Origin of the sequence: Nitrospirillum amazonense (assembly GCF_029594735.1) — a bacterium.
Lineage (GTDB): Bacteria > Pseudomonadota > Alphaproteobacteria > Azospirillales > Azospirillaceae > Nitrospirillum > Nitrospirillum amazonense.
On record NZ_JARPAF010000002.1, the window covers coordinates 1596253 to 1611166 of the forward strand.

At 67.3% G+C, this 14914-nt stretch carries 10 protein-coding genes and 1 tRNA gene; 5 read left to right on the plus strand and 6 right to left on the minus strand.

Features of this window, described 5'->3' with window-relative positions:
* Positions 1 to 34 precede the first annotated feature (34 nt).
* Positions 35 to 1615 (minus strand): S10 family peptidase, encoded by a 1581-nt coding sequence (locus tag P5F91_RS13345; protein WP_277907387.1) that lies wholly within the window; start codon positions 1613 to 1615, stop codon positions 35 to 37.
* 259 nt (positions 1616 to 1874) lie between these two features.
* On the opposite strand from P5F91_RS13345, the gene P5F91_RS13350 reads away from it, so the two are divergent.
* Positions 1875 to 2912 carry a Tim44 domain-containing protein gene (locus P5F91_RS13350; protein WP_145609473.1) on the plus strand — a complete coding sequence of 346 codons (1038 nt, stop codon included), beginning with the start codon at positions 1875 to 1877 and terminating at the stop codon, positions 2910 to 2912.
* 22 nt (positions 2913 to 2934) lie between these two features.
* On the opposite strand, the gene P5F91_RS13355 is transcribed toward P5F91_RS13350, so the two are convergent.
* Positions 2935 to 6456 (minus strand): CHASE domain-containing protein, encoded by a 3522-nt coding sequence (locus P5F91_RS13355; RefSeq protein ID WP_277907388.1) that lies wholly within the window; start codon positions 6454 to 6456, stop codon positions 2935 to 2937.
* A 164-nt stretch (positions 6457 to 6620) separates the two neighbouring features.
* The gene (locus tag P5F91_RS13360) at positions 6621 to 8840 is read right to left on the minus strand and encodes a methyl-accepting chemotaxis protein (protein WP_277907389.1); all 2220 of its coding nucleotides are present in this window, start codon (positions 8838 to 8840) and stop codon (positions 6621 to 6623) included.
* A gap of 272 nt (positions 8841 to 9112) precedes the next feature.
* Between P5F91_RS13360 and gatB the strand changes: the two genes are divergently transcribed.
* Positions 9113 to 10567 carry an Asp-tRNA(Asn)/Glu-tRNA(Gln) amidotransferase subunit GatB gene (gene gatB / locus P5F91_RS13365; RefSeq protein WP_277907881.1) on the plus strand — a complete coding sequence of 485 codons (1455 nt, stop codon included), beginning with the start codon at positions 9113 to 9115 and terminating at the stop codon, positions 10565 to 10567.
* Between the two features lie 209 nt (positions 10568 to 10776).
* A tRNA-Ser gene (locus tag P5F91_RS13370) sits at positions 10777 to 10868 on the plus strand.
* Between the two features lie 101 nt (positions 10869 to 10969).
* On the opposite strand, the gene P5F91_RS13375 is transcribed toward P5F91_RS13370, so the two are convergent.
* Positions 10970 to 11335, minus strand: coding sequence for a DUF4180 domain-containing protein (locus P5F91_RS13375; protein ID WP_145609470.1), 366 nt, complete (start codon positions 11333 to 11335; stop codon positions 10970 to 10972).
* A gap of 221 nt (positions 11336 to 11556) precedes the next feature.
* Here P5F91_RS13375 and P5F91_RS13380 point away from each other — a divergent pair, with 221 nt between their 5' ends.
* Positions 11557 to 11868 (plus strand): alkylphosphonate utilization protein, encoded by a 312-nt coding sequence (locus tag P5F91_RS13380; RefSeq protein WP_145609469.1) that lies wholly within the window; start codon positions 11557 to 11559, stop codon positions 11866 to 11868.
* A gap of 9 nt (positions 11869 to 11877) precedes the next feature.
* Here the strand turns inward: P5F91_RS13380 and P5F91_RS13385 are convergent, their stop codons facing one another.
* A complete protein-coding gene (locus P5F91_RS13385; protein WP_277907390.1) occupies positions 11878 to 13398 on the minus strand; it encodes a S41 family peptidase in 1521 nt (506 codons plus the stop codon).
* Between the two features lie 97 nt (positions 13399 to 13495).
* On the opposite strand from P5F91_RS13385, the gene P5F91_RS13390 reads away from it, so the two are divergent.
* Positions 13496 to 13996: a MarR family winged helix-turn-helix transcriptional regulator gene (locus P5F91_RS13390; protein ID WP_277907391.1), complete on the plus strand. Its 501-nt coding sequence runs from the start codon at positions 13496 to 13498 to the stop codon at positions 13994 to 13996.
* 134 nt (positions 13997 to 14130) lie between these two features.
* Here the strand turns inward: P5F91_RS13390 and P5F91_RS13395 are convergent, their stop codons facing one another.
* Positions 14131 to 14718 (minus strand): helix-turn-helix domain-containing protein, encoded by a 588-nt coding sequence (locus P5F91_RS13395; RefSeq protein WP_277907392.1) that lies wholly within the window; start codon positions 14716 to 14718, stop codon positions 14131 to 14133.
* Between the last annotated feature and the right edge of the window lie 196 nt (positions 14719 to 14914).

Consider the following 14914-nt stretch of genomic DNA (forward strand, 5'->3'; position numbering starts at 1 on the left):
GGGGCGGCGCTGACCGCCCCGCCGGCTCGCGGTCCTACTCGCTCGCCCCCGGGGCGGCCGCCTTCACGAAGTGGCGGACGTCGTCGGTCAGTTTGTCCAGGGCGGCACGGTTCAGGTACATCATGTGCCCGGCCTCGTAATAGCTGAAGGTCACCCGGTCCGTGGGCACGCCGTTGGCGTTCATGGCGTTCTCGTTTGAGAAGAAGGGCACGGACAGGTCGTACCAGCCGCCGGCCATGAACACCTTCAGCTTGGGGTTCTGGCGCATGGCGTCGCCGTACCAGGGCGCCACGTTGGCATAGCCGCCGCCCTCGTCGCCCCAGGTCTTCCAGTCCCAGTTCTTGCCCACGTCGCCGCTGGTCCGGTACTCCCGGTCCATCTTGATGTTCAGGTCGCTCAGCAGGTAGCTCTGCAGCGTGGTGGCGAAGGCGGCGCCGATGCCGTAGCTGGACGGATCGCTTTCCACCTGGTCACCCACCGAATCATATTCCTGGCCGGTATAACGGCCGTCGTAGATGCCGGTGATCTTGCCCTGGTCGCGCAGCAGTTCCTTGGCGAAGCGCACCTCGCGGATGCGCAGGTTGGTGTGGTCCAGGTAGGCGGGCGACAGGCCGGTGAACCGCGCCAGCTTGTCGATCATGCCCTTGCGCTCCGCCGGGGTCATGCGGTTTCCCTTCAGCAGGGCCACCGGATATTCCTCCACCGCGAACTTGCGCACCTGGTTCATGAAGGCGTCGAACCCCATGGCGGTGTCGGCGATCTTCTTGTGGTACCAGGCGATGGCGGCATAGCTGGGCAGGAAGGCAGGGTAGGGCAGGTCGTTGCCGCGGTTGAACTCGAATGCGCCGTAGTCGACGGCGCCGGAGATGACGATCAGGCCGTTCAGGCCCACGGGCGCGCCATTTTCCAGCAATTCGGGGAGCAGCGCGCCGATGCGCATGCCGCCGTAGCTCTCACCGCCGATGAAGACGGGGGAGTTCCAGCGCTTGTGCTCGGTCAGCCAGCGGCGCATGAACTGCGCGATGGAATGGGCGTCCTGCTTCACGCCGTAATAGTCCTTCTCCTCCCCCTTGGGCAGCAGGCGGCTGTAGCCGGTGCCCACGGGATCGATGAACACCAGGTCGGCCACGTCCAGCAGGCTCTGCGGGTTGTCCTTCAGGGGGTAGGGCGGGCTGCCGGCGCTGGTGGCGTCGCTGGGCACGTCCACGCGCTTCGGGCCCCAGGCGCCCATGTGCAGCCACAGGCTGGCGGAGCCGGGTCCGCCATTGAACAGGAAGATCAGCGGGCGCTGGGTCGCGTCCTTCACGCCCTTCTTCAGGTAGGCGGTGGAGAAGACAGTGGCCGCGTCCTCCTCCTTGTCGTTCACCAGGTGGGTTTCGCCGGCCTGCACCTGGTAGTCCACGCGCTTGCCGTTGAAGGTGCCGCTGCGGTCGGCGGTGAAGTGCTTGGGCGTCCAGTCTTTATCGGCTGACGCCTTGTCGTCGCCCTTGGCCTGATCGACTGCCGGCTTGTCGCCGGCGTTGGCGGGCGTGCTGGTGATGGCCATGTGCGTGGTCAGCAAGACCATGGCCGTGCCGGCCAGCAGGGCCGCCAGCTTCCACTTCGGTGCAGGCATGTGTAGTAACCCCCATAACCCCTGGTTTCGTTGTTGCCCGGCGTCCGATGCTTCCCCGCAGTGCCGGCCCGGGCTTGGGTGCAGTCTAGACACGCGGAAGGCCTGCGGGCAAAGGTCCCATCTGTCGCGGGCCGCCGAAAAGCGGTATGGCGTGCCGATGCGGCAGTGGCCCTCGCAAATTTGCAAAGGGGCCCCACATTAGGGTGGCCACATTTGGGTGGGACCGAAAGATCGGTCCCATTGTTTAGGGGGAGAGAGAATGTTCGGTCGGTTTGGTTCGCGTGCGGTCGCCGCCGTGCTGGCGGTGTCCCTGGCCTTGGCGCCCCTGGCTGCCGACGCCCGCCCGGGCCGCAGTTCCAGTTCCGGCAGCCGCGGCAGCCGGACCTACACCACGCCCGCCACCCCCTCGGTGACGGGCCAGCCCATCCAGCGCAGCATCACCCCGCCCCCGGCGGCCGCGCCCGCAGCACCCGCCGCGCCGGCTTACCAGCCGCGCCCGGCCTTCCAGCAGCCGTTCGCCCAGCCGGGATTCGCCCAGCCCAGCTTCACCCAGCGCCATCCCTTCCTGTCCGGCATGATGGGCGGCTTCCTGGGCGCCAGCCTCTACAACTCGCTGTTTGGCCATCACGGCTATGGCGTGGGCGGCGATTACGGCAGCGGCTCGGGTGGGGCCTTCGGCGGCTTCCTGCGTCTGCTGATCATGCTGGGCATCGCCTACCTGATTTACCGCCTGGTGCGCATGGCCATCAGCGGTCCGCGCACGGCCCCGGCGTCGGGCATGACGTATGAGATGTACCCGCCGCAGGACGCGCCTTACCAGGCCATGCCCTTCGGCGGCGGCTACACCCAGGGGGGCGCGTCGGTGCCGCCGCCCGCGCCGGTACCCGCCATCGGCGTGCAGATGCAGGGCCAGGACCTCTCGGCGTTCGAGCAGATCCTGACCGGCGTCATGGACAGCTGGAGCAAGGGCGACCTGACGGCCCTGCGCCGCCACCTGACGCCGGAGATGCTGTCCTACTACGGCGAAGAGATGACGGAGAACCAGAGCCGGGGCGTCCGCAATCTGGTGGCCGACGTCCATCTGGTGAAGGGCGACGTGGTGGAAAGCTGGCACGAGGACGGCCGCACTTACTGCACCGCCCTGCTGCGCTGGCGCGCCCGCGACTGGACGGTGGATGAGAACACCGGCCGCGTCGTGTCCGGCGACGACCGCCACGCGGAGGAGGTGCAGGAACTCTGGACTTTCGTGCGCGCGGACGGCGGCCGCTGGCTGCTGTCGGCCATCCAGCAGGTTTGATCCACAGGCGCTGCGGCGGCCGTCAGCTCACGGCCGCCGCCAGCTTGCCCATGGCTGTGGCCAGTATGTTGAGGCTGGCATCCCATACCGCCCAGTTCTCGTGCGCCAGCGCATGTTCCGCCACCGCCACGGCCGAGACCACGCCAAGGGCGGCGATCTGGCTGGCCGTGCCACGCAAGGTGTGAAGCATGCGAGCCGCGTCGGCGGGCCGGCCCTCCGCCACCGCCCGGCGCAGTTCCTGCGCCGCGCCGGCGAATTCCCGTACAAACCGCTCGACCAGGCTGACGTAAAGATCCTCGCTGTCTTGCAGGCCCATGGCTTCAAGCCGCTGGTCCAAATCGGGCAGGATGGCGCGCAGGCGCGCCAGGGCGCTGGGCGACGAGGTGGGCGCGGCCGCCACCCGACCCCGGCGTGGTGCCGCCACCTTCGGCGCGTGGCGCAGGATGGTGGCCACCACCTGGTCCAGGTCGAACGGCTTGGTCATGAAGTCGGTGATCCCGGCCGCGTAGGCGCGGCTGCGTTCCGCATCCAGGACGCCGGCGGTCAGGGCCACGACCGGCAGCGTGGACAGGCCCGGTTCCTCCCGGATCAGCCGGGTGGCCTCATAACCATCCATCACCGGCATCTGCATGTCCATCAGCACCACGTCCACGGAACCGGGCTGGGCGCGCAGCCGCGCCAAGGCCTGCGCGCCGTGGGCGGCAACGGTGACGCTGGCCCCCTCGCGCTCCAGGATCTGCCGGCCTACCTCCTGGTTGATGCTGTTGTCCTCCACCATCAGCAGGCGCAGCCCCTTCAGCCGCTTCGGCCGCCGCGACCGGGGGGCGCTCGCGGCGGCGTCCGGCGGCGGCGCGGCCAGGATCGCCTGGCCCGCGGCGTGCCCCGGCGACGCCACGTCCAGGGGCACGATGAACCAGAAGGTGCTGCCGGCGCCGGGCTGGCTTTCCACCCCGATCTCGCCCCCCATCAGGGTGACCAGGCGCTTGCTGATCGCCAGCCCCAGGCCGCTGCCGCCATAGCGGCGGGTGGTCGAGCTATCGGCTTGGGTGAAGGCGCTGAACAGGGTGGGGATGGCATGGGCGGGAATGCCGATGCCGCTGTCGGTCACCGAGAAACGCAGCGACACCCGGTCCGGCCGGGGCCAGGCGACGGCGCGGATATCCAGCATCACGCTGCCGACTTGGGTGAACTTGATGGCGTTGCCCAGCAGGTTCAGCAGAATCTGCTGCAGGCGCAGGCGATCGCCCACCACCGTCGCCGGCGTGTGGGGCGCGATGGTGGCCGCCAGGGCGAGTTTCTTCTCCTCCGCGTTGACCGACACCAGCGACACCAGCCCGTCCACCAGGTCGGGCAGTTTGAATTGGGCATGCTCAAGGTCCAGCCGCCCCGCCTCCACCTTCGAGAAATCGAGGATGTCGTTGATCAGCGCCATGAGGCTGCGGCCGGCCGAGGAAATCTTGGAGATGAAGTCCCGTTGCTGCGCGGACAGCCGGGAATCGGCCAGCAGCTGGGTCAGGCCCAGGACGGCGTTCATCGGGGTGCGGATTTCATGGCTCATGTTGGCCAGGAAGTCGGTCTTCGCCCGGCTGGCCGCTTCGGCGGCGGCCTGGGCCGCGACCAGGGCGGCCTCACGGTCGCGCACCTCGGTGATGTCCCAGTTCACGCCGATGACACGGATGGGCCGGCCGTCGGCGTCCCTGTCGGTGATCGAGGCGCCCTTCACATGGCGTATGCCGCCGTTGGGCCGCACCACGCGGAATTCCGTATCCAGGTCGGCGCCGCCATCCAGCACGCGCCGGAACTCCGCCGCCAGGCGCGCCGCGTCGTCCGGCTGGCAATGCGCCTGCCAGATGGAAAAGCAATCCCCGCCGTCGCGCTGGGCGCCGTAGAGCTGGAACATCTGCTCGTCCCAATCCAGGCGGCGTGTGGCCACGTCGTATTCCCAGATGGCGATGCCGCTGGCCTTGGTGGCCAAGGCCAGGCGAGAGGAGGTGGCGCGCAGGGCCTCTTCGGCCCGCAGCTGTTCGGTGACGTCGCGCCCCGATCCGCGATAGCCGACGCAAGTGCCCGCGGCGTCCAGGATGGGGGTGCCGCTGATGACGATATGGCGCAAGGCGCCGTCATTGCCCATCAGGTCATAGCGCAGGTCGCGGAAGGGCTGTCCGCGGCGGACCAAATCCTCATATTGGTCCAGGCGCGGGTCCGGGGCACTGGCCGACAGCTCGCGCCGCGTCTTGCCGATCAGGCTCCGGTGATCCTGCCCGATGCGGGAGACGCCCTGCGACATGGCGGTGAAGCGGCCCTCGGCGTCGGTTTCCCAATACCAATCGGTGGACAGCTCCGTAAGCGTCTTGAACCGGACCTCCCGTTGCGCCAAGTCGGCCGTGCGCGCCTTGACCTCCCGCTCCAGCATGTCCGTCTGGCGTGCCTGCTCCCTGCCGGCGGCAAGCCGGCGGGCGCGGTTTGCCATGTAGAGGTGCGACAGTAGGGCCAGAAGGACGCCGGCGACGCTGACGCGGCCTGCCGCCAGCAGGGGCGGCGTGAGGTTCAGGGCCTGCCGCAGGACGGGCGTCGCCTGGTAATGGATCAGCCACTGGCGGCCGAATATGGACAGGCGATCATCGTGGACCAAGCCATCGACGAAGCCTATGGCGGGGACGGGGGTTTGGTAGAAAGGGAGGGCGTCCGCGCCGTCGGTCACGTCGCTCAGGGTGAAGCCGACGTCCGCCCGCATCAGCTCCGACCCGACGATCATCTTGCTGATCAGGAAGGGGGTATAGGCCCATCCCACCGTCGCGGTCCCGCGCGTGTCGGGCGTGGTGAGATCCGCCCCTTGCCGGTAGATGGGCAGCAGCAGCAGGAATCCGCTGTTGTCCCCCGGGGCCTGCACCAGCGAGATGGGCGCGGTCAGGCGGGGTTCGCCCGACCGCATGGCGGCCATGGCGGCCGCATGGCGTGCCGGTTCCGAGGCGATATCCAGGCCCACGGCGGTGGCGTTCACGCCTTCCGGCTCCACGAACTGGATGACGGCGTGTTCGCCATCGTGCGGCTTGAGTTCCCAGACGCGGAATCCGGGACGGCCGCCATGGCGCTCCCGCTCGACGAAGGCTTCCTCTTCGGCGATGGGCACCCGCCGCACGATGCCGAAACCCGTAGCTCCCCTGAATTCCGTTTCCAGGGAGCGTGTTTGGCTGTAACGGCGGAACTGCTCAACCGTCAGGGAATCCAGGCCGGCAACGACTGCCGCACCGCGTGCGCCGCGCAGGCCGTATTGGTACAGTGTCAGTTGCTGGCGCAGGTCTTCCGTCATTTCGCCCGCGCGCGCCGACAGGCTGTCGGCGGCCAGGGTGCGGTTATGGGCATCGGTGAGCCGGGCGACCACTGCGCCGCCGACCAGCGCTAATGCCAGGACCAGCAGGGGTAAAAGCAGGGCAAGGCGGCTGGAGCAGACAAGCACCCCATCGGCGCCCGGCAGCCGCCAGGGGAAGGGGGCGGGGCGGATATCGCCGCTGCTGGAGAATGACGGCGAATTTTGAAAACGCATCCCGGCCTCACGATTCTTCAGCGGCCATCTTTGCCAGTTTGCCTGAAGAAATCGTTAGGATTAACCCCACATCCCCAACTCTATACTTATAGGTATTGAATTGCCGCTTGTTTGGACTCCGGTGATTCGGCGTCCTATCTTTCACGGTCTTAAAATACACCCGATCAGGCGGCGGCCCGGTGTCGGGCCACCAGGGCGTCCACCGCCTGGGCGGCCTCATCGGTCAGGCGGAATTGGACGCGCGTGGTGTCGCCCTCCTGGGCGGTGACGCGTCCCCGGAAACGGCGGCCATCCACGTCGATCTCGACCTCATGGCCGGCGCCGCCGATGGCAGGGCCGCTCACGGCGCAACCACCCCGGCCGATATTGACCAGGCGATGCGTCGCGGGACCGGAAAGGGCGGCGCCCGGCGCCCCCACGCGGGCCGGCAGGTCGATGTCGTGGCGGTCGAACTGGCGACGATCCTCGGCCGTCTGCATGGCGACCAGGAAATGTTCCACGTCCGTGCGCAGCTGCTCCGACTGCCGCGACAGCTCGTTGGCGGCGACCAGCAATTGCCCAGAGGCTTCCTTGGTGAATTCCGCGCTATCCCGCACCAGGGTCAGGGATTCCGTCACCTCCTGCGTGCGCGCGGCGGCCTCCGCGACGTTGCGGCTGATTTCGCTGGTGGCGGCGCTCTGCTGGCTGACGGCCGCGGCGATGGCGCCGGAATTGCCGTCAACGACGCCGATGGTGGTGGCGATGCGGTTGATGATGCCGATGGCGTTGTCGGCCGCGGCCTTCACACCGCCGACCCGCGCCTGGATGTCTTCCGTCGCCTGTGCCGTTTGGTTGGCCAGGCTCTTGACCTCGGTCGCCACCACGGCGAACCCCTTGCCGGCCTCGCCGGCGCGTGCCGCCTCGATGGTGGCGTTCAGCGCCAGCAGGTTGGTTTGCGCGGCGATGGTCTGGATGAAGCGCACCACCTCGTTCACGCTCTCGGCCACGGTGGCCAGTTCATCCACCACGTTGCGGGCGTGCTCCGCCTCCTGCACAGCCGTCTTGGTGGTGGCGGCGGTCTGCTCCGCCTGCGCGCCGATCTCGTTGCTGCTGGCGGCCAGCTGCTCCGTCGCCGCCGCCACCGTCTGGGTGTTGGCCGTGGCGCGGGCGGCGCTGTCGTCGGCGGCCTGGGTGCGGGCGGCGGTGTTGTCGGCTTGGCTGGCCAGCGAGCCGGCGGTGGCCTCCAGTTCCGTGGCGGCGGCGGCCATGCCCCGCAACTCGGCGCTGATGGCCAGCTGGAAATCCTTAGTCAGGGTTTCCAGCGCCTGCTGGCGGCGCAGCCGCTTTTCCTGTTCCAGGGTCTGCGCCGCTTCCAGCGCATGGGTGCGCTGGGCGTTTTCCTTGAAGACGACCAGGGCGCGGGCCATGGCGCCGACCTCGTCCCCATTGTCGGCGTGGGCGATGCTGGTATCCAGGCGGCCTTGCGCCAGGCCCGACATGGCGCCGGTGAGGTCGCTCAGCGGGTTGATGACAAAGCGGCGCACCACCACGTAGACGGCGCCGCCGGCGACCGCGAACAACGCCAGCGAGATCAGCAGCACGCGCAGCTGCGTCGCCTTGAAACCGCTGATCCGCGCGTTCAGCAAGCGCTCCAGGTCGGCCGACGCGACGGTGTACAGCGCGTCCTGCGTCTTCAGCGCCGACAGCGTGTCCGCGTCGGCCACGCTGCCCTTCTCGGCACCGGCGGTCAGCGTGGCGGCGGCTTTCTGCAGGGCGGCGACCGGGGCCTCCAGGGCCTTTTTCACGCTGCCGTCGGCATTGCCGCCGTAAGCGGAGGTTGCGGAGGAATCGACGCCGGACAGCAGGGACTTGACCCCGCCCAGGGCGACGAACAGGTCCACCTTGTTGTCCCCCGCCTGATGCGTCACCGCCCGCAGGCCCGTGGTCTGGTCCTGCAGGTCGGGCAGTTTGACCAGGACAATGTCCATGACATAGAAGCTGTCCAGGTCCGGATCCAGGATCAGGTTGGACTTATCACCGATCTGGGCGATCAGCGCGCGCAGGGCCGTCCGGGCGGCGGCGGCGTCCTTCTTGCCCAGGGCCGCCAGCAGCTCGTCGGCCTTGCCGGCGCTCTCCATGTCCTGGCCCCAGGCGGCCTGCAACTGGCGCACGGTGGCAGCACTGCCGGCCGTATCCACAGCGGCCCCGCCCGTTTCCGCGGCGGCCAGGCGGGCCTGCACGGTCTGCAGCCCCCTCAGATAGGCGGTGCCGGCCAGTTCCTTCGCCGCGAAATCGATGGAAATCTGCTGCTGTGCGATCAGGGCGTACAGCAGGTAACCCACGGGAACCAGGAAAAGCAGGACGGCCAGGCCCAGCTTGTGGGCGATCTTCAGGGACTGGAGCATCGTGGCAATCCTGTTACGAAAAGGGTTAGGCCGTAGGTACTAGATGAGAGGTTGATGATGTCTTAATTTCCGCGCTGAATTTCCATGCTTATTTCACCATTGAAAATAAAATAATGGTTCTCAAACTTCAACTTTTAGTGGGTAACCCGTCGCGGGGGCGGCAGCGGCCCTAATGGGCGCCGGGCTGCACCGGCGCCCAAGCCGGTTGCGTTTTCACGCGATTCCGGCCATGAAAACCCCTCACTCCATGATTGGACTTGATGGCGAAGACGATGGCTTATCGGATTGCAGGCGAGACGGGCGAATGGGAAGTGGTGATCGGGCTGGAGGTCCATGCCCAGGTCGTCTCAAATGCCAAGTTGTTCAGCGGGGCGGCGACCGCCTTCGGCGCCGCGCCCAATAGCCAAGTCAGCTTCGTGGACGCGGGCTTTCCCGGCATGCTGCCGGTGATCAACGAGGTCTGCGTGGAGCAGGCGGTGCGCACGGGCCTGGGTCTGAAGGCGCAGATCAATCTGCGCTCGGTCTTCGACCGCAAGAACTATTTCTATGCCGACCTGCCCTCCGGCTACCAGATCAGCCAGTTCCAGCAGCCCATCGTCGGCCATGGCACCATCGTGCTGGATCTGGCGGACGGCTCCACCCGCGAGGTGGGCATTACCCGCCTGCACCTGGAGATGGACGCGGGCAAGAGCCTGCACGACCAGAACCCGACCAAGACCTACATCGACCTGAACCGGTCGGGTGTGGCCCTGATGGAAATCGTGTCGGAACCCGACATGCGCACACCGGAGGAGGCCGCCGCCTACCTGCGCAAGCTGCGCACCATCCTGCGCTATCTCGGCACCTGCGACGGCAACATGGAGGAAGGCTCCATGCGCTGCGACATCAACGTGTCGGTGCGCAAGCCGGGTGAGAAGTATGGCACCCGGACGGAGACGAAGAACGTCAACTCCATCCGTTATGTCCAGCAGGCCATCGAGTATGAGGCCCAGCGTCAGGTGGCGCTGATCGAGGACGGCGGCGTGGTGGTGCAGGAAACCCGCCTATGGGACCCGAACAAGGGTGAGACGCGGTCCATGCGCTCCAAGGAGGAGGCGCACGACTACCGTTACTTCCCCGATCCGGATCTGCTGCCGCTGGAACTGGACGCCGCCTGGGTCGAGGATATCAAGCGCACCCTGCCGGAACTGCCGGATGAGAAGAAGGCCCGTTTCATGGCCGACTACAAGCTGCCGGTCTATGACGCCGGCGTGCTGGTGGCCGAACGGTCGCGCGCCGACTTCTATGAAGAGGTGGCCCGGGGGCGCGATCCCAAGATGGCGGCCAACTTCGTCATCGGCGATCTGCTGGGCGCCCTGAACAAGACGGGCGCCGATATCGACAGCTCGCCCATCAGCGCCGCGGCGCTGGGCGGCCTGATCGACCTGATCGCGGACAACACCATCTCCGGCCGCATCGCCAAGGAGGTGTTCGCCGACATGCTGGAGACGGGCAAGCCCGCCGCCCAGATCGTGGAGGAGAAGGGACTGCGCCAGGTGACCGACACGGGCGCCATCGACCAGGCCATCGCGGCCGTGATGGCGGCCAACGCCGACAAGGTGGCGGAGTTCCGCAGCGGCAAGGACAAGCTGTTCGGCTTCTTCGTCGGCCAGGTCATGAAGGCCACCCAGGGCAAGGCGAATCCCGCCCTGGTGAACGAGATCCTGACCGCCAAGCTGAAGGGCTGAAGCGCAGGCTTAAGGTGAGGGCCGGGCCCTTGCGCCTTGGTCCGGCAGGAAAAAAAGGGTGCCGCACCGGGGACATCCTGGGTGGGGCGTGGGCAGGGGGGCCGGTTGGTCCCCCTTTTCATTTTCCCGCGATTTTTCCTCACCGTTATCGTTGACAAGGGGGCCGCCGCCCGAGTACATACGCGAACCGCCGACGACAGTCGGTGGACGGAGGGGTGGCCGAGTGGCTGAAGGCAACGGTTTGCTAAACCGTCGTACCGGGAAACTGGTACCGTGGGTTCGAATCCCATCCCCTCCGCCATCACTTAGCGCAAGCCACATCATGGGCTAAGTGAACGGACAAGCCGCCCCTTGGGGCGGCTTTGTCGTTTCTGGTTCCGGCCGCGTGACGATGCCGGCCATTCAAGGCGCCAGCCGCCGTTCCAGGGCCGCCAGATCGTCCACGAACCACACGACTTGGCCCCGGTTGGCCTCATAGATGAAATCTCGCAGGGCCCCGCTGCTGGCCATCCAGGCGCTGACGTCGCCCACGATGACGGGGCGCAACTGGTAGGTGGCGAACTTCTGGATGACGGCCCCCGCCTGGCCCGTAGCCAGCGTCAGGAAGCCGGCGCCCAAGCGGCTGAGGGGGATGGCCACCAACCGGGCACCATGCTCCCACGCCAGGCCGATCAGGGGCACGGCGTCCTGGTCGCCGGTCAGCAGCGGCCCCTCCGCCGCGCAGACCAGCACCCGCGTGCCCTGGAGATCCTGGGGAAGGTCGGTCATGAGGTGAGGCTCCCGAATGAAGCAATGCCGTTGTGCGGCCAGTGTAGCACCGCCAGGGCTTTCAGGCGTGACGGCTGCCGGTCTGTCCGCTACCTTCCCGGCGGCGGCGTGCCGGCGCCCCGATCCACCGGCCCAATGATAGGCACACCCCCGCTACCGCGCCCGCGCCATCTCGGCGTCACCGGGCGACGGTGGCTCATACCCAGAGATTGAGGTTCCCGATGAATAGTTCGTCCGATGAAGAGTTCGTCTATGACGAGGCCAGCGGCGAATGGATCCCGGCCAGCCAAGCGGCGGCCAACGCGGCGGCTGCCAGTACAGTCGAGGTGCGGGATTCCGTGGGCAACCTGCTGGCCGACGGCGACAGCGTCACCTTGATCAAGGACCTGAAGGTGAAAGGCGCCAACCAGGTGCTGAAGCGCGGCACGGTCATCCGTTCCATCCGCCTGACCGGCGACGCGCAGGAGATCGATTGCCGCCACGACACCATCAAGGGCCTCGTGCTGCGGGCGGAGTTCGTGAAGAAGGGTTGAGCCGGACTTTCAGTGCAGGGTTGGGTCCGTGGCGGCGATCTCTGCCGCGCGCTGAAGCATGGCGTCGTCGGGCGTTTCGATCAAAGGCGCCGGGATGGCGATGTCTGGCGTCACCCCCCGGGGCCGCGTGTCGCCGTTGGGCCGCACGATGTGCGCCTTGGGAAAGCCCACGGTGATGCCGGTGATGGGCAGTGTGAACCGTTCCATAGCGCCATAGGCGGTCGCCATGTCGGTGGTCGCCTCCCCCAGGACCTTGCCGAACCCATAGTCCTGGATGGTGGCGGCGACGGCCACCCCGTTGGAATAGGTGTGCCGATCGATCAGGGCGTACACCGTGCCCTGGAACCGTCCGCCCGGATTGGGCTGCGTTTCCGGAAGGGTGAAGGTCACGACGGCGCCGGGATGGGCAGTGGCATACAAGTCAGCGAAGCGGCGGGAGATGGGGCCGGCCGCGACCGCGTCGTGCAGGATGCGGTCCTGGTTCGCTGTGACGGCGTCGGCGCTGACCCGTATCTTGAACGATGAAAAGAAGCGATAGGGCCGGTCGGCGATCCAGGAGACCATGACGTCGCTGAACAGGCTGTCGCCGCCGGGATTGCCGCGAAGGTCGATGATCAGACGGTGCACGTCCTTGGCCGCGAACATGCCGAAGGCGTTGTTGATGAACGTCCGGAACACTGTCACATCCCACTCGTCCGCGCCGGTCTTGGCGGCCTCATTGTAAAACGGGCCGGGGCGCAGATAGCCGACGCCATTGGCCAGGACTCGGGCGTCCCGCAGGGGATGCTCCAGGTCCAGGCGGGGCGGCTGCCGGCTGGCAGCCGCCGCGATTTCCGATGCCGTTCGCGCGGCGACCTCAGTGTCGAACGCGTCGCCGTCGGCCGCCTTCACGCGGACCTTGAAACCGGACCGGGCGCCGGCCTCCACCCAGAGGTACATGGGGAAATCATATTCCAGGATGCTGTCCGCCAGCGCCGTTGTCTCGGCCGAGATATGAGCGCGCGTGCGCTCCAGCCAGCGTGCCGCCGGCACCCCGTCGATGGCCAGGATCTCGCCGCCCGGGGGGAGATGTGGAACGTCGCTGAGATTGGCGGCGATATGGAGGCGACCATCGCGGATGCGGACCATGAAGGGGAACGCGCGCCCCTCTGCCTTCCGGTAGGCCGCCCAGGCGCCGTAGACGCCCTCGACCCGCGCATGCCCCTGGTGGGCCATCGCCGCGAGGCGTTGGAAGCGCGCCTCGGCCTCGGTGCGCGTCATGGGCCCCGTGATCCCCGCCCGCAGCGTCTGGTGGAGGCTGTCCATCTCCGCCTCAGGGGTGAAGGCGTAGAGGTCGAAGGCGTCGGCCTTCAACCGCTGATACAGCATGTCCAGGTCCGCCAGCACCTGGTCGGGGGAATAATTGGCCTGGGCGGCGGACTGCGCGGTTGCCGGGAGAGGGACGAGCGCCAGCAAGCCCGAGGTCAAGACACAAAGAAGCGCCAAGGCCCGAACACGGCGCCCCACCGGCATGCCGGAAGCGTGTCGCATGATCCCCCCTTCGCTGTTTTCGCATCCAGGTGATATGCAATCCCGGATGGCGTAGATATTAGTTAGGCGCCTATATAAATACAAGTAGGAGGAACCGATGGCAACGGATCACACCCGCAAGCGCGGCCCCCTGGCCATCGGCGGCCGCCTGCGCCGCCTGGTTGAACGCATGGACCAGGACGCCGGCCGGGTTTACGCCGACCTGGGGGTCGTGTTCGAACAGCGGTGGTGGGGGGTGATGGAACACCTGGCCGAGCAGGGGCCGGCGTCGGTGGCGGAACTGGCGCGGGCCCTGGGCATCACCCAGCCATCCGTCAGCCAGACGCGCCGCTCCCTGGAGGTGGCGGGCCTCATCCAGGCGCAATCGGACCCCCGCGACGCGCGCAGCCGGCGGCTTGACCTGTCCGACCAGGGGCGGGCGCTGTACCGCCAACTGGCGCCCGTCTGGGCGGCGATGGACGTGGTCGCGGTGGAACTCAACGCCGAGGTGGCGGACGTGATGTCGATGCTCGACAGACTGGACGCCGCCCTGGCGCGCACCTCGCTTTACGAGCGGATACGCCGGGCAATGGATGGGCCGCAAGGAGGGAAGGGTTAGGCGGCTTTGATCACGCTGTATTGAAGTCGATCATGTCCAATTGCCTGAATTGAGACGAAACGGGCGCGGCAGTTGCCCGCCGCGCCCGTCTTCGACCTGAAGCCGTCCCCATGAAGGGATCGTGTGCTGGCGCCTTACGGGGGCGTGGGAGCCGACTTGCCGCGCTTGGGCGCCTTGGCCGCTTTATACATGTCGGCGGGGTCCCAGACGGCGCCGCGGCGCCGGCGGGCGGGCTTGGCGTCGCCGCCGGCGTCTTCCTCGCTGGAGGCGGCGGTGGAGGTGCTAGCCGGGGCGGTTTCGGCCCCGTCGTCGTCATGCGACACGGCGCGCAGCAGGCCGGCGACGCAGTCGGCGATGTCCGCCGGCGCGTTGCGCCAAGCGCGCAGCAGGTCCAGGTCGCGGCGCGACAGCAGCGGCGAGCCCTCATCCGGTGCGCTGAAGCTGGTGGGGGCGGGGCGGTCGGCGCCACTCTCCAGGTCGTCGAAGAAGAAGGTCAGCGGCACGTCCAGGATTTCGGCCAGGCGATACAGCTTGCCTACCGAGACGCGGTTGGAGCCCCGCTCGTATTTCTGCACCTGCTGGAAGGTGATGCCTAAGGCGCGGGCCAGATCCGACTGGCTCATCCCCAGAAGACCGCGGCGCAAACGGATGCGGCTGGCGACGTGGTTCTCAATTTTGCCTTCAAGTTCGGCAACAACCGTGTTCTTAGTCCTACGGGGCATGGGCACTACTCCAAGTCGATGACGCGCCATCTGAGATCATCGGATGGGACGACAGCATAACCTACTAAGGTAGGAAGCCTGAATTGGGGCGAGAGTATGGAGGCGCCTTGGCGCTGACAACTGGCATTGTCTCCCCACACTCAACCTTTCCCCGCTGTTTCCTTCTTTAAAGCTGTTTAGCTGAGAGAATACAATA

What these genes read in the sequence shown, in the direction of transcription:
- P5F91_RS13345 (WP_277907387.1), bottom strand. Translation starts at nt 1,615, where the DNA reads ATGCCTGCACCGAAGTGGAAGCTGGCGGCCCTGCTGGCCGGCACGGCC.
- P5F91_RS13350 (WP_145609473.1), top strand. Translation starts at nt 1,875, where the DNA reads ATGTTCGGTCGGTTTGGTTCGCGTGCGGTCGCCGCCGTGCTGGCGGTG.
- P5F91_RS13355 (WP_277907388.1), bottom strand. Translation starts at nt 6,456, where the DNA reads ATGCGTTTTCAAAATTCGCCGTCATTCTCCAGCAGCGGCGATATCCGC.
- P5F91_RS13360 (WP_277907389.1), bottom strand. Translation starts at nt 8,840, where the DNA reads ATGCTCCAGTCCCTGAAGATCGCCCACAAGCTGGGCCTGGCCGTCCTG.
- gatB (WP_277907881.1), top strand. Translation starts at nt 9,113, where the DNA reads ATGGCTTATCGGATTGCAGGCGAGACGGGCGAATGGGAAGTGGTGATC.
- P5F91_RS13375 (WP_145609470.1), bottom strand. Translation starts at nt 11,335, where the DNA reads ATGACCGACCTTCCCCAGGATCTCCAGGGCACGCGGGTGCTGGTCTGC.
- P5F91_RS13380 (WP_145609469.1), top strand. Translation starts at nt 11,557, where the DNA reads ATGAATAGTTCGTCCGATGAAGAGTTCGTCTATGACGAGGCCAGCGGC.
- P5F91_RS13385 (WP_277907390.1), bottom strand. Translation starts at nt 13,398, where the DNA reads ATGCGACACGCTTCCGGCATGCCGGTGGGGCGCCGTGTTCGGGCCTTG.
- P5F91_RS13390 (WP_277907391.1), top strand. Translation starts at nt 13,496, where the DNA reads ATGGCAACGGATCACACCCGCAAGCGCGGCCCCCTGGCCATCGGCGGC.
- P5F91_RS13395 (WP_277907392.1), bottom strand. Translation starts at nt 14,718, where the DNA reads ATGCCCCGTAGGACTAAGAACACGGTTGTTGCCGAACTTGAAGGCAAA.